At 74.4% G+C, this 12,345-nt stretch carries 11 protein-coding genes and 1 pseudogene; 7 read left to right on the forward strand and 5 right to left on the reverse strand.

Features of this window, described 5'->3' with window-relative positions; translation table 11 throughout:
- Positions 1-20 precede the first annotated feature (20 nt).
- Genes meaB through ACIP5O_RS20920 form a run of 3 tightly spaced genes read right to left on the reverse strand, consistent with a single transcriptional unit; the run spans position 21 to position 5,019 of the window.
- Positions 21-1,037 carry a methylmalonyl Co-A mutase-associated GTPase MeaB gene (gene meaB / locus ACIP5O_RS20910; RefSeq protein WP_401295368.1) on the reverse strand — a complete coding sequence of 339 codons (1,017 nt, stop codon included), beginning with the start codon at positions 1,035-1,037 and terminating at the stop codon, positions 21-23.
- Positions 1,034-3,208, reverse strand: a complete 2,175-nt coding sequence (gene scpA, locus ACIP5O_RS20915) for a methylmalonyl-CoA mutase (protein ID WP_401295370.1) — start codon at positions 3,206-3,208, stop codon at positions 1,034-1,036. The genes meaB and scpA overlap by 4 nt, the downstream gene beginning before the upstream one ends.
- The gene (locus ACIP5O_RS20920) at positions 3,205-5,019 is read right to left on the reverse strand and encodes a methylmalonyl-CoA mutase family protein (RefSeq protein ID WP_401295372.1); all 1,815 of its coding nucleotides are present in this window, start codon (positions 5,017-5,019) and stop codon (positions 3,205-3,207) included. The genes scpA and ACIP5O_RS20920 overlap by 4 nt, the downstream gene beginning before the upstream one ends.
- 141 nt (positions 5,020-5,160) lie before the next feature.
- Here ACIP5O_RS20920 and ACIP5O_RS20925 point away from each other — a divergent pair, with 141 nt between their 5' ends.
- The 3 genes and pseudogenes from ACIP5O_RS20925 (at position 5,161) to ACIP5O_RS20935 (ending at position 6,890) form a co-directional block, all read left to right on the forward strand.
- Entirely contained in the window at positions 5,161-5,865 is a 705-nt protein-coding gene (locus tag ACIP5O_RS20925; RefSeq protein ID WP_401295374.1) for a DUF2470 domain-containing protein, read from the forward strand.
- 246 nt (positions 5,866-6,111) lie between these two features.
- A pseudogene (locus ACIP5O_RS20930) lies at positions 6,112-6,501 on the forward strand (MMPL family transporter); the annotation flags it as partial.
- Between the two features lie 140 nt (positions 6,502-6,641).
- Positions 6,642-6,890 carry an MMPL family transporter gene (locus ACIP5O_RS20935; protein WP_401295375.1) on the forward strand — a complete coding sequence of 83 codons (249 nt, stop codon included), beginning with the start codon at positions 6,642-6,644 and terminating at the stop codon, positions 6,888-6,890.
- Positions 6,891-6,969: 79 nt separating this feature from the next.
- Here ACIP5O_RS20935 and ACIP5O_RS20940 read toward each other — a convergent pair whose 3' ends face one another.
- Positions 6,970-7,896, reverse strand: coding sequence for a TIGR03564 family F420-dependent LLM class oxidoreductase (locus ACIP5O_RS20940; RefSeq protein ID WP_401295377.1), 927 nt, complete (start codon positions 7,894-7,896; stop codon positions 6,970-6,972).
- 115 nt (positions 7,897-8,011) lie between these two features.
- Here ACIP5O_RS20940 and ACIP5O_RS20945 point away from each other — a divergent pair, with 115 nt between their 5' ends.
- The 3 genes from ACIP5O_RS20945 (at position 8,012) to ACIP5O_RS20955 (ending at position 10,355) form a co-directional block, all read left to right on the forward strand.
- The gene (locus ACIP5O_RS20945; protein WP_401295379.1) at positions 8,012-8,539 is read left to right on the forward strand and encodes an HD domain-containing protein; all 528 of its coding nucleotides are present in this window, start codon (positions 8,012-8,014) and stop codon (positions 8,537-8,539) included.
- 65 nt (positions 8,540-8,604) lie between these two features.
- Positions 8,605-9,267: an RNA polymerase sigma factor gene (locus tag ACIP5O_RS20950; RefSeq protein WP_401295381.1), complete on the forward strand. Its 663-nt coding sequence runs from the start codon at positions 8,605-8,607 to the stop codon at positions 9,265-9,267.
- Complete coding sequence (locus ACIP5O_RS20955) at positions 9,264-10,355, forward strand: CU044_5270 family protein (RefSeq protein ID WP_401295383.1); 1,092 nt, start codon at positions 9,264-9,266, stop codon at positions 10,353-10,355. The genes ACIP5O_RS20950 and ACIP5O_RS20955 overlap by 4 nt, the downstream gene beginning before the upstream one ends.
- On the opposite strand, the gene ACIP5O_RS20960 is transcribed toward ACIP5O_RS20955, so the two are convergent.
- On the reverse strand, positions 10,352-11,317 hold the full coding sequence (locus ACIP5O_RS20960) for a glycerophosphodiester phosphodiesterase (protein WP_401295385.1): 966 nt from the start codon (positions 11,315-11,317) through the stop codon (positions 10,352-10,354). The genes ACIP5O_RS20955 and ACIP5O_RS20960 overlap by 4 nt on opposite strands.
- A gap of 164 nt (positions 11,318-11,481) precedes the next feature.
- Between ACIP5O_RS20960 and ACIP5O_RS20965 the strand changes: the two genes are divergently transcribed.
- A complete protein-coding gene (locus tag ACIP5O_RS20965) occupies positions 11,482-12,219 on the forward strand; it encodes an IclR family transcriptional regulator (RefSeq protein WP_401295387.1) in 738 nt (245 codons plus the stop codon).
- Positions 12,220-12,345: the final 126 nt, after the last annotated feature.

Consider the following 12,345-nt stretch of genomic DNA (forward strand, 5'->3'; position numbering starts at 1 on the left):
ACCGACCTCCTACGGTCCCGTCACCCCCGGCGTCGGTCGTTCCCGCCGGGCAGGCCCTGGGCGGAGTCCCCGAACGCCTTCAGGACGCGCTCGGCGGCCAGCGTCGCCGTCAGTTCGCCGTCCCTGACCTGTCGCTCCAGGAGCGGTGCGAGCTCCTGGACCGCCGGGTTCGTGCGCAGCCGGTCGAGGAGCTCCTCGCGGACCATGGTCCAGGTCCAGTCGACCTGCTGGTCCTGGCGCTTGGCGGTGAGGCGGCCGGTCGAGTCGAGCAGGGCGCGGTGCTGCTCCAGGCGCCCCCACACCTCGTCGAGGCCCGAGGACTCCCGGGCGCTGCAACTGAGCACCGGCGGCGTCCAGAACGCGTCGGCGCCGTGCATCAGCCGCAGCGCGCCCGCCAGTTCGCGCGCGGCGGCCCGCGCGTCGCGCTCGTGCGGGCCGTCCGCCTTGTTGACGGCGACCACGTCGGCCAGCTCCAGGACGCCCTTCTTGATGCCCTGGAGCTGGTCGCCGGTGCGGGCCAGGGTGAGCAGCAGGAAGGAGTCGACCATGTTGGCGACGGCCGTCTCCGACTGCCCGACGCCCACCGTCTCCACCAGGACCACGTCGTACCCCGCCGCCTCCATGACGACGATCGACTCCCGGGTCGCCTTCGCGACCCCGCCGAGCGTGCCGGCGGTGGGGGAGGGGCGGACGAAGGCCGCCGGGTCGACGGCGAGCCGCTCCATCCGCGTCTTGTCGCCGAGGATGGAGCCGCCCGTACGGCTCGACGACGGGTCGACGGCGAGGACCGCCACCCGGTGGCCGAGCCCGGTCAGCATCGTGCCGAACGCGTCGATGAAGGTCGACTTGCCGACCCCGGGCACCCCGCTGATCCCGATCCGCACCGCCCGGCCGCTGTGCGGCAGCAGCTCGGTGAGCAGCTCCTGGGCGAGGGCCCGGTGCTGGGGCCGGGTGGACTCGACGAGGGTGATCGCCCGGGCGATCAGCGCGCGCTTCCCGTCGAGCACCCCCTTCACGTACGTGTCGAGTCCGATCACAGGTCGTGCCCGAGTCCGGCGGCGAGGCGCGTCACCAGGTCGTGGGCCGCGTCCGGGATGACGGTGCCGGGCGGGAAGACCGCCGCCGCGCCCATCTCCAGGAGCGTCGCCACGTCCTGCGGGGGAATCACCCCGCCGACCACGATCATGATGTCCTCGCGGCCCTCCGCCGCCAGCTCCTCCCGGAGCGCCGGCACGAGGGTCAGGTGACCCGCGGCCAGCGAGGAGACCCCGACGATGTGCACGTCCGCCTCGACGGCCTGGCGGGCGACCTCGGCCGGGGTCTGGAACAGCGGGCCGACGTCCACGTCGAAGCCCAGGTCGGCGAAGGCCGTGGCGATCACCTTCTGGCCGCGGTCGTGGCCGTCCTGGCCCATCTTGGCGACCAGGATGCGCGGACGCCGTCCCTCGGCCTCGCCGAAGGCGTCGACCAGGGTCCGGGTGCGCTCCACGGAGGGGGACTCGCCGGCTTCGTTGCGGTACACACCGGAAATGGTACGGATCTGACCCGCGTGGCGCCCGTACACCTTCTCCAGGGCGTCCGAGATCTCGCCGACGGTGGCCTTCGCGCGGGCCGCGTCCACGGCCAGTTCGAGGAGGTTGCCGTCGCCGCCCGCCGCGCGGGTGAGCGCGTCGAGCGCGTCCCGGCAGGCGGTCTCGTCCCGCTCCTCGCGCAGCCGCCGCAGCTTGGCGATCTGCTGGGCGCGCACGGAGGAGTTGTCGACCTTGAGCACGTCGATCTGCTCGTCGGTCTCCACCCGGTACTTGTTGACGCCGATCACCGGCTGCCGGCCGGAGTCGATCCGGGCCTGGGTGCGGGCCGCGGCCTCCTCCACGCGCAGCTTGGGGATGCCCGCGTCGATGGCCTTCGCCATGCCGCCGGCGCCCTCGACCTCCTGGATGTGCTGCCAGGCGCGGCGCGCGAGGTCGTAGGTCAGCCGCTCGACGTACGCGCTGCCGCCCCACGGGTCGATGGTCCGGCAGGTGCCCGACTCCTGCTGGAGGAGGAGCTGGGTGTTGCGGGCGATGCGCGCCGAGAAGTCGGTCGGCAGGGCGAGGGCCTCGTCGAGCGCGTTGGTGTGCAGCGACTGGGTGTGGCCCTGGGTCGCCGCCATCGCCTCCACGCAGGTGCGGGTGACGTTGTTGAACACGTCCTGCGCGGTCAGCGACCAGCCGGAGGTCTGCGAATGGGTCCGCAGGGAGAGCGACTTGGTGTTCTTCGGGTCGAACTGCTTCACCAGCTTGGCCCACAGGAGGCGGGCCGCGCGCAGCTTGGCGACCTCCATGAAGAAGTTCATGCCGATCGCCCAGAAGAACGACAGGCGCGGGGCGAACGCGTCCACGTCGAGCCCGGCCTCGCGGCCCGCGCGGATGTACTCGACGCCGTCCGCGAGCGTGTACGCCAGCTCCAGGTCGGCCGTCGCGCCCGCCTCCTGGATGTGGTAGCCCGAGATGGAGATCGAGTTGTAGCGCGGCATCCGCTGCGAGGTGTACGCGAAGATGTCGGAGATGATCCGCATCGAAGGGCCGGGCGGATAGATGTACGTGTTGCGGACCATGAACTCCTTGAGGATGTCGTTCTGGATGGTCCCGGCCAGCTTCTCGGGCGGTACGCCCTGCTCCTCGGCGGCCACGATGTAGAGCGCGAGGACCGGCAGGACGGCGCCGTTCATCGTCATCGACACCGTCATCCTGTCCAGCGGGATGCCGTCGAACAGCTGGCGCATGTCGTAGATCGAGTCGATGGCGACGCCCGCCATGCCGACGTCGCCGGTGACGCGCGGGTGGTCGCTGTCGTAGCCGCGGTGGGTCGGCAGGTCGAAGGCGACCGACAGGCCCTTCTGCCCGGCCGCCAGATTGCGCCGGTAGAAGGCGTTGGACTCCTCGGCGGTGGAGAAGCCCGCGTACTGGCGGATCGTCCAGGGCTGGTTGACGTACATCGTCGGGTACGGGCCGCGCAGGTACGGCGCCATGCCCGGGCGGGTGTCCAGGAAGTCGAGGCCCTCCAGGTCCTGCCCGGTGTAGAGCGGCTTGACGCCGATGCCCTCCGGGGTCTCCCAGAGCAGGTCGTCGCCGCCGGCCGCCTTCTTGACGGCCGTGCGCCACTCGTCGGGGCCGCCGGCGGCGCTGGGGGCTCCGAGTTCGATCCCGGAGAAGTCGGGGACGGTCATCGGGACACTCCCATGCGGTCGAGGGCGGTGGAGAGGAGGGCGACGGCGTCGCAGCCCGCGAAGAGGTACGTGTCGACACCGGCGTACCGCGCGGGGCGGCCGGCGAGGAGGACGTGCTCCGCCCCCGCCGCGCGCAGCCCGGCCGCGGTCTCCTCCGCCCGCTCCTCGTACAGCGCGTCGCTGGAGCAGAGGCAGGCCTCGCGGGCGCCGCTCTCCTCGAACGTGCCCCCGGTGACCGGCTCGATGCCGCCCGCCTGGAAGAGGTTGGCGGCGAACGTCAGCCGGGCCGAGTGCGCGGCCGCCGGGCCGAGCGCGGCCAGGTAGACCCGGGGCCGGGCGCCGGTCGCGGCGAGGTGGGCGTCGGAGCGGGCGCGCAGCGCCTCGTACGCCTCGTCGCGCCGGACGCGGGGCAGTCCGCCGGAGGGCGGCTCGGGCGCGGGGGCGCGCTCGACGGGCTTCTCGGCGAGGTGCGGGAACTCGCTGACGCCGGTGATCGGTTCGCGGCGGGTGGCGAGCTTCTTGCTCCGGGCGGCCCAGGTCGCGGCCAGGCGCTCACCGGTGAAGCCGGAGCGCAGGGCGGCCTCCTGGCCGCCCTCCCGCTCGATCGTGCGGAAGAACTCCCAGGCGGCGTGGGCCAGTTCGTCGGTGAGCCGCTCCACGTACCAGGAGCCGCCGGCCGGGTCGACGACCCGGGCGAGGTGGGACTCCTCGATGAGGACGGTGGAGGTGTTGCGGGCGATGCGGCGGGCGAAGGCGTCCGGCAGGCCGAGCGCGTCGTCGAAGGGCAGCACGGTGACGCTCTCCGCGCCGCCGACCCCGGCGGCGAGCGTGGCGATCGTGGTGCGCAGCATGTTCACCCACGGGTCGCGGCGGGTCATCATCACCGGCGAGGTCACCGCGTGCTGGCGCTGCGCGCCCGCCTCCGGGGCGCCGGAGGCCTCGGCCACCCGGGCCCAGAGCCGGCGCGCCGCGCGGAGCTTGGCGATCGTCAGGAACTGGTCGGCGGTGGCCGCGTAACGGAACTCGACCTGCCCGAGGGCCTCCGCGACGCTCAGCCCGGCCTCGGTGAGCCCGCGCAGGTAGGCCACGCCCGTCGCGAGGGAGCAGCCCAGCTCCTGCGCGGCCGAGCCGCCCGCCTCGTGGTACGGCAGGGCGTCCACGGTCAGGGCCCGCAGACCCGGGTACCCGTCGGCGCAGCGGCGCGCGAGGCCGGCGACGGACGCGAGGTCGTACGCCTGCCGGCCCGTGCGGGCCTCGTGGCCCAGCGGGTCCGCGCCCAGGTTGCCCCGGGCCGCGTCCGGGGCGACGCCCCGCTCCTCGTACAGGCGCAGGAGGCGCTCGGCGGCGGCCGCGGTCTCGTCGCCCGCGTCGAGGACGACGGGCGCGAGGTCGAGGTAGACGCCGTCGAGGGTCCGGTCCAGGGCGTCGACCGGGATGCCCGTGCCGCCGACGCCCAGCCAGAGGGAGGTGACGCCGTTCTCCAGGTCGGAGAGGACCGCGTCGTTGTCGGCGGTCAGGTGGCGCTGGCGCACGTCCCAGCCGCCGGTGGTGTTGCCCTCGGCCCGGCCGCCGCGCACGAAGGGCGCGAAGCCGGGGAGGCCGGGGTCGGGCGCGGCGTCGCGCGCGGTGTACAGCGGGCGCGTGTCGAGGCCGTCCTCCAGCAGGGTGGACAGGGCGTCCTCGGCTTCGGCGCCGGAGACCTCCTTGCCCGATTTGCGCAGGACGCCCGCCACGAGGTTTTGCCACTGCTCATGTGGCGCGTCTGGGAATTCGGACGCCAGGGAGAGCCCGTCGTCAGGCAGGACCGTCATGTTTCGGATGCTAGGGGAGATCGACAAGCGAGCAGGAGAGCGCACGACTGTGACCTTCTTCTCTTCACCCCTTGCGAGTTAGGTTAGGCTTGCCTAAGTTTGGACTCCGGTCTTTCCGTCCCCTGCTCCGGGAGAACTCGCATGCGCCCCTCCAGCACCCGCGCCGCCCGCCCCACCCCCGCCGAACGCGTGCGCTCGATCCTGACCGCGGCCCACTCCATGACCGTCGTCACCGACGGCGGCGAGCAGGAGGTGCACCGCCTCGACGGCACGGGACCGATGGGCCACATCCACCTGCACGACCCCTCCGAGGACTGCCCCACCGGAAGGGCCGCCCGCCTCCCCGTACGCCTCGAACTCACCGACATCGCCCCCACCCCGGTCCGCGACCGCCTCCGCGCCCGCGTCACCCTCACCGGACTCCTCGACGCCCCCTACGAGTCCGAGGCCACCCGGAGCACCTGCATGGAGTTCGGCCAGGCCCTCCTGGAGGACGCCGACGGACGCACCTTCGTCGCGCTCGACGAACTCCAGGCGACCGCACCCGACCCGATGGCCACCTGCGAGGCGGCCATGCTCACCCACCTGGTCGACGACCACGCCGAACTCGTCCCCCTGCTGCTCCGCCTCGTCCGGCCGCGCCCCGACCGGGACATGGTCCGCGCCCTCCCCGTCGCCCTGGACCGCTACGGCATCACCCTGCGCCTCGAACACCCCACCGGCCACCAGGACGCCCGGCTGCCCTTCCCCACCCCCGTCACCGACATCGACGAGGCGGGCCCCCGCATCCACGCCCTCCTCGCCGCCGCCCGCCGCTCCTCCCACACCAACCGCCTGCTGACCTGACCGGACCGTCCCCGCCTCCGCCCCGCCGAGATGCCGAAGCGCGGTCGCGGACCAGGAATGGACGAGTCGGCCCGCACGCCGTCGGCGCCGGAACCGCTCGGGGACCCCCTACCGGGACACGGCCACGCCATGAACGCAGGAAGCCCGGCCGAGGGCCGGCCGTCACCGCGGAGAGGCGCCCTGTACCGCACGGGTCACTGGTGCGCCCGCCACTTCGTCGTCGTCATCGCCCTGTGGCTGGCCGCCATGGTCGGCCTCCAGCTCCTCGACCGGGCCGTCGGCGGCCAGTGCTCCGACGACTTCGACCTCCCCGGAGTCCAGTCCGCCCAAGGCCTCGACGTCCTCAAGGCCCACGATCCCGCGGCCGGCGGCTACGGCGCCCAGATCGTCCTGAACCGGCCCTCCGGCCCCCTCACCGACGAGGCGTCCGCCGTCGACTCCACCGTCACCGCCCTGGAGAAGCTGCCCGACGTCCTCGGCGCCCAGAACCCGCTGCCACCACCGGGCACCACCCCGCCCGCCACCCCCGCCGGGACCCCCGGCACCGGGCCGCTCTCCAAGGACGGCAAGACCGCCTACATCACCGTCCGCTTCGACGTGCAGCCCTCCACCCTCGGCGCCGGCCACCTGAACGGCGTCGACACGGCCGTCCAGCCGCTCCGCGACGCCGGCGTCACCGTCGAGTACGGCGGCACCCTCGGCGAACCGGCCCGCCCCGAGGCCGACGACCGCACCAGGAGATCACCGCCCGGGTCATCACCTGCGCCGCGCTCATCATGGTCAGCGTCTTCGCGGCCTTCGTCGTCTCCGACGACATCGTCGTCAAGATGCTCGGCCTCGGCCTCGCCGCCAGCGTCCTCATCGACGCCACCGCGGTCCGCCTGCTGCTCGTCCCCGCCGTGATGACCCTCCTCGGCCGGCACGCCTGGTGGACACCGCACCGGCCGGCCCGGATCCTGCCGCACCTGGACACCGAGGGAGAGGGCGGGGCCGCACCGGAACGGGCCCCGGCGGACAGGCGCTAGGGGTCGTTCGTCCGGACGGGCGCCAGACCCTGCTCGTTTCGTCCGGACGGGCGCCAGACCCTGCTCGTCCGGACGGGCGTCAGGCCCGGTTCAGCTCCCCGAGCAGCCTCCAGGTGCGGCGCCGGTCCTCCTCGCCGTTCAGCTCCGTCGCGGTGAGCACCACCTCCGTCGCCCCCGCCTCGCGGTAGCTCCGTATCCCCGCGGCGACGGTCTCCTCGTCGCCGATCAGGGCCAGGTCGGCGGCCCGTTCGGCCCCCGACAGCTCGATCACCCGCTGGTAGGAGGGGATCCGCTCGTAGAGCGCGAGGGCCTCGGCCGCGGTCTCCCGCACGGCGTCCGCGTCGGACGTGACCACGCCCGGCACGAGGGCCACGACCCGGGGCGCGGGACGGCCCGCCGCCTCGGCGGCGGCACGGAGCGCCGGGACGACGTGCTCGGCGAGCGCCCGGGGTCCGGCCAGGAACGGCAGGATGCCGTCGGCGAGTTCACCGCTGACCCGCAGCGCCTGCGGCCCCATCGCGGCGACCAGGACCGGCACCGGCGGCTCGGCGCCCGGCACCGACGCCGAGTAGGGGGTCGTGGCGGTCAGGAACTCCCCGTGGAAGTCGGCGCTGCCCGTTTCGAGCAGCGGCCGCAGAGCGGTCAGGAACTCCCTGAGCAGCCCGATCGGCCGCTCGTACGGGAGGCCGAAGCCGGTCTCGGTCAGATGGCGGGTGCCGAGGGCGAGCCCGAGCTGGTAGCGGCCGCCGGTGGCGGCCTGCGCCGTCTGCGCCTGGGACGAGACGAGCAGCGGGTGCCGGCCGAAGACCGGGATCGCCGCCGTCCCGACCTGGAGGCCCGGCACCTCGCGCCCGACGATCGCGGCGAGCGAGGGCGAGTCGTACGCGAAGGACTGGCCGAACCACGCGGAGTGCAGGCCGGCGTCGCGCGCCTCCCGCGCGAGCCGCACCGTGTCGTCGATCGGAAGCTGTCGTGAGGTCGAGCCGAGCGTTGCTCCGAGAGTCATGCACCCGGCAACGGGCCCTTCCCGGACCGGCATTCCCGTTCCCGTGTGACGAACATGTGTCGAGGGGCCGGGGCCCGCCGCGCCGCCGTCCGCCGCGCCCCGCGATGATGGGGGCATGAAGACTCTCGCCGAGGTGGACGCACTGGCCGACCGCGCGCACGCCGGACAGGTCGACAAGACCGGCGTCCCGTACGTCGAACACGTCCGCGCGGTCGCGGCCGGCCTGGCGCCCCTCGGCCCGGACCTGGCCATGGCCGGTCTGCTGCACGACGTCGTCGAGGACACCGACTGGACGGCGGAGCGGCTCCTTGCCGCCGGGATCCCGGACCGGGTCGTCGCCCTGGTCGAAGCCGTCACCAACCGGCCCGACCTCACGTACGAGGAGAAGATCCGGCGGATCACCGCCGACCCCGACGCCACCCTCGTGAAGATCGCCGACAACGCGCACAACAGTCGCACCGACCGGTCCGCCGGACTCCCGCCCGAGCAGCGGGAACGGCTCGCCGCCAAGTACCGCGCGGCCCGCGCCGTCCTCTGGCCCGCCGCCGACCCCGACCGGATCGCGACGATCCTGCGCGTGGTCAACCCGGACCTCCTGGCCGAGCTCGACGACCCCTCCTTGGGCGCCCGCACGTCCTCCTGACGTGATGTGACCCGGTGTGACCCGGCTCACGGGAACCCGCCCCGGGGGCCGGACAGACCACAGACGTGAACACCGACACGCGCGCACGCATCCGGGACGGGGACCCGTCGGCCTTCGCCGAACTCTTCGACACCCACGCCCGGAGCGTCTACAACCACGCCTTCCGGCTGACCGGCGACTGGTCGGTCGCCGAGGACGTCATGGCGGCGACCTTCCTGGAGGCGTGGCGGCTCCGGAACAAGGTCGACCCCGACGGCGGATCGCTCCGCCCCTGGCTGCTCGGCGTCGCCACCAACGTGGCCCGCAACCACTGCCGGGGCAACCGCCGCTACCGGGCGGCCGCCGCCGCGTACGCCGCGGCCGTCCCCGAGGCCTCCGTGCCCGACCACGCCCCCGAGGTCGCCGGGCGGCTCGACGACCGCCGCCGCATCGCCGCCACCCTGCGGGCGCTCGGCACGCTGCGCCGCACCGAACGCGAGGTCCTCGTCCTCTGCCTCTGGGAGGGCCTCGCCTACACCGAGGTGGCCCGCGCCCTGCGCGTCCCCGTCGGCACCGTCCGCTCCCGGCTCTCGCGCGCCCGCGCCAGGCTCCGCGACGGCGCCGAGACCGAACTCGCCCGGGAGGGAAAACAACTCGACCCGCGAGAACGGGAACCCGCCCCCCGCTCCCGACAGACAACAGGTGATCGCGTGAACGCGGTCCGGCCCGCGCAGGAAGGAACCCGGTGAACCCCGAACCGACCGAACCCCGTACGGCGAACCGGCACGAGACCGGGGACCCCTCGGCCGTCCTCCCGGCGATCGGGGAACGAGACCTTCCCCCGGGCCGCCACCAGTTCCACAAGGAGCGCCTGATGAACCGGATCCACGAAGACCGCCGCGCCGCCGCCCCCCGCGCACCCCGCAACCCCCTCCTGCGGAAGGCCGTCCTCCTGCCGGCCGCGACCGCGCTGGCCGGGGCGCTCGTCGTCGGCGTCCTCGTCCTCGCACCGGGCGGAACCCCGGCCACCGGCGACGACCGTGCCACCGGACCCGCCCTCACCACCCGCGTCGGCGCCGTCGACGCCCACGGCGCGCCCCGCCTCCTCGACCGCATCTCGCTCGCCGCCGCCGGTGCCGAGGCCCCGCGCCCCCGCGCGGGGCAGTACGTCTACATCGAGACGCGGAGCGCCTCCACGTACGTGAAGACCGTCGACGACGTCAGCACCCTCGTCGGCGAGCCCCTGCACACCCGGCAGTCCTGGCGGTCCCCCGACGGCCGCAAGGGCTGGCTGATCGAGCCCGGCAACACCGGCCCCGAGGGCATCACCCTGGAGGGCACCGACGAGCAGGGGAACGTGCCGGAGCCGCACCTCGGCGGGCCCTCGCACGACTACCTCGCCACCCTGCCCACCGACCCGGACGAGCTGCTGCGGAAGATCTACGAGGAGACCGAGGGCCAGGGCAACGGCAAGGACCAGCAGGCCTTCACCACCATCGGCGACCTGCTCACCGAGAGCTGGCCGACCCCCGAACTCACGGCGGCGCTCTACCGGGCCGCCGCGAGGATCCCCGGCGTGGTCACGGTCGACAGCGCCACCGACGCCGCCGGCCGCAAGGGCGTCGCGGTCGCGCGGCTCGACGAGTTCAGCGGACAGCGCACCGAGTGGATCTTCGACAGCAGGACCCTGACCTTCCTCGGCGAGCGCACGGTCCAGGTCGTGGGCGACGGCGGCGAGGGCGGCCTGATCAAGCCCGGGACCGTCGTCTTCACCCACGCGATCATGGTCCGGGCCTTCGTCGACGACATCAGGGTCACGCCCTCCGCCTCCTCCTAGGCCTGGCCCGCGCTCCGTCCTGCCGTCCAACCCCCCAGCTCCGTCGGGCGGTTGGTGATGATCCCGTCCACCCCGAGGTCGTCCATGGCCTTCCAGCGGGCGGGGGCGTCGACCGTCCAGACGTTCACCGCCACGCCCGCCGCGTGCAGCGCGCCGACCACCTCCGGCCGCTGGGCCAGGGCGACGTGGGAGACGTTGTACGCGGCGAGGTCCAGCTCCTGCGCGAGCGCGACCGGATCGGCGTCCAGGGTGTCGCGCAGGAGGCCGAGCGGGAGTTCGGGCGCCAGCTCGTGCGCGTACCGCAGGGAGGGGACGTCGAAGCTCTGGACGAAGACCCGGCGCGTCATGGCCTGCTCCCGGACCTCCCGCACGATCCGGTCCACCTCGGCGCGGCTGTGCCCGCCCTTGATCTCCAGGAGCAGGTTGCCGCCGCGCTCCCGGAGGTCCGCCAGCTGGGCGGCCAGGGTCGGGACGCGGGCGCCGGCGTAGGCCGGGGCGAACCAGGAGCCCGCGTCCAGGGCGTCCAGTTGGGCGGAGGTCAGGGACCGGACCGGGCCCGTGCCGTCGGTCGTCCGGTCGACGGTCGCGTCGTGCAGGACGTACGGCACGCCGTCCTTGCTCGGCTGGACGTCGTTCTCGATCCACCCCGCCCCGCCCCGGCGGGCGACCTCGTCGGAGACCAGCGTGTTCTCGGGCGCGGCGGAGGAGGCCCCCCGGTGGGCGAACACGGTCAACGGAGCCCCGGCGGGGCGGATCCAGGGATTCCCCGGCGCCTTGGCGTCCCGCTCCGGGGGGCGGGACGCGGACGGCGAGGACGCGGGAGAGGGCGGGGACGGGGGAGAGGGCCGGGACGGAGCGGTCGCGAACACGGTCGCGACCGCCGCCACGGCGAAGGCCCCGGCGGTGAAGCCGGTGGTCCGCCGACGGCGCGACCGGGAAACGGGCGGAAGAGCGTCGTTCATGAGCGCACACCCTAGAGGGGATGTGTCGGACAACCGCCCGTTCGCGCCACGACGCGCGGTCCGAGCCCCTTCGCCGGAACGTCCGGTCTACGGCATGGTGGAAGGCGTGCCCGGAGCCGTGCCGTCGGGGGACCGCGGCCGGGCGTACGAAGTGAGGGGGACTCATGGACACGGGCAAGGGAACGGGGACGACCGGCACCGGGACGGCCGCGACACGGGACGCGCAGGAGGGGGCTCCGCGCGGCCGGGGCGTGCTCGAAGGGGCGTTCGCCCTGCTCGACGCCCTCCGCCGCAGCGGCGACGAGGCCGGGGTGACCGAACTGGCGCTCGCCTGCGGAGTGCCCAAGGGCACCGTCCACCGGCTGCTCGACCAGCTGATCGGCGTCGGCGCCGTCGAACGGGCCGGAAACCGCTACCGGGTCGGCCCGCAGCTCTACCGCCTCGGCCAGGCCTGGGAACCGCACCCCGGCCTCCGCCCCGCCGCCCGACTGCCGCTCCAGCGCCTGCGGGCCGCCACCGGCGCGAGCGTCGTCCTGGTCGTCCTGCGCGAGGAGACGGCGCTCACGGTCGGCTCGGTCCCGGGCGACCTGGAACCCCTCCTCCCCGTACGGAACGGACTCGCGTTCCGGCTCGACACCGCCGCCGGCCGGGCCCTGCGGGGACCCCTGAGGGGCGGCGCCTTCCTCGACCGGGAGGACGTGATGGAAGGGGTGTGCTGCGCCTCGCTGCCGGTCCGCGCCCCGGACGGGCGCACGGTCGCCGCGCTCGCCGCCATGGTCCCGGCGGGCCGCCGGCTCGACGCGCTGGCCCACGCCGCCGCCGGGGCCGGGGCCGCGATCACCCGCGCGCTCGCCGGCGGCGGCCGGCGGAGACCGGCCCCGTCGGCCGCCCTCGTCCCCTGAGAAGGCCTTGAGGCGGCTCCGTTCCGGCCAGCGGAACGCGCGTAGAACCCGGCCGGGGGAGCCGGGCACAGTGGAGTCGTGCCGGGGGGAACGGCACACCGGGACCGCCACCACGGCGGACCGGAC

Origin of the sequence: Streptomyces sp. NPDC088915 (assembly GCF_044749825.1) — a bacterium.
Classification (GTDB): Bacteria; Actinomycetota; Actinomycetes; order Streptomycetales; family Streptomycetaceae; genus Streptomyces.

Coding starts and splice junctions, on each gene's coding strand:
- ACIP5O_RS20965 (WP_401295387.1), top strand. CDS start 11,482: ATGGACACGGGCAAGGGAACGGGGACGACCGGCACCGGGACGGCCGCG.
- ACIP5O_RS20940 (WP_401295377.1), bottom strand. CDS start 7,896: ATGACTCTCGGAGCAACGCTCGGCTCGACCTCACGACAGCTTCCGATC.
- ACIP5O_RS20945 (WP_401295379.1), top strand. CDS start 8,012: ATGAAGACTCTCGCCGAGGTGGACGCACTGGCCGACCGCGCGCACGCC.
- ACIP5O_RS20925 (WP_401295374.1), top strand. CDS start 5,161: ATGCGCCCCTCCAGCACCCGCGCCGCCCGCCCCACCCCCGCCGAACGC.
- ACIP5O_RS20960 (WP_401295385.1), bottom strand. CDS start 11,317: ATGAACGACGCTCTTCCGCCCGTTTCCCGGTCGCGCCGTCGGCGGACC.
- scpA (WP_401295370.1), bottom strand. CDS start 3,208: ATGACCGTCCCCGACTTCTCCGGGATCGAACTCGGAGCCCCCAGCGCC.
- ACIP5O_RS20920 (WP_401295372.1), bottom strand. CDS start 5,019: ATGACGGTCCTGCCTGACGACGGGCTCTCCCTGGCGTCCGAATTCCCA.
- ACIP5O_RS20935 (WP_401295375.1), top strand. CDS start 6,642: ATGGTCAGCGTCTTCGCGGCCTTCGTCGTCTCCGACGACATCGTCGTC.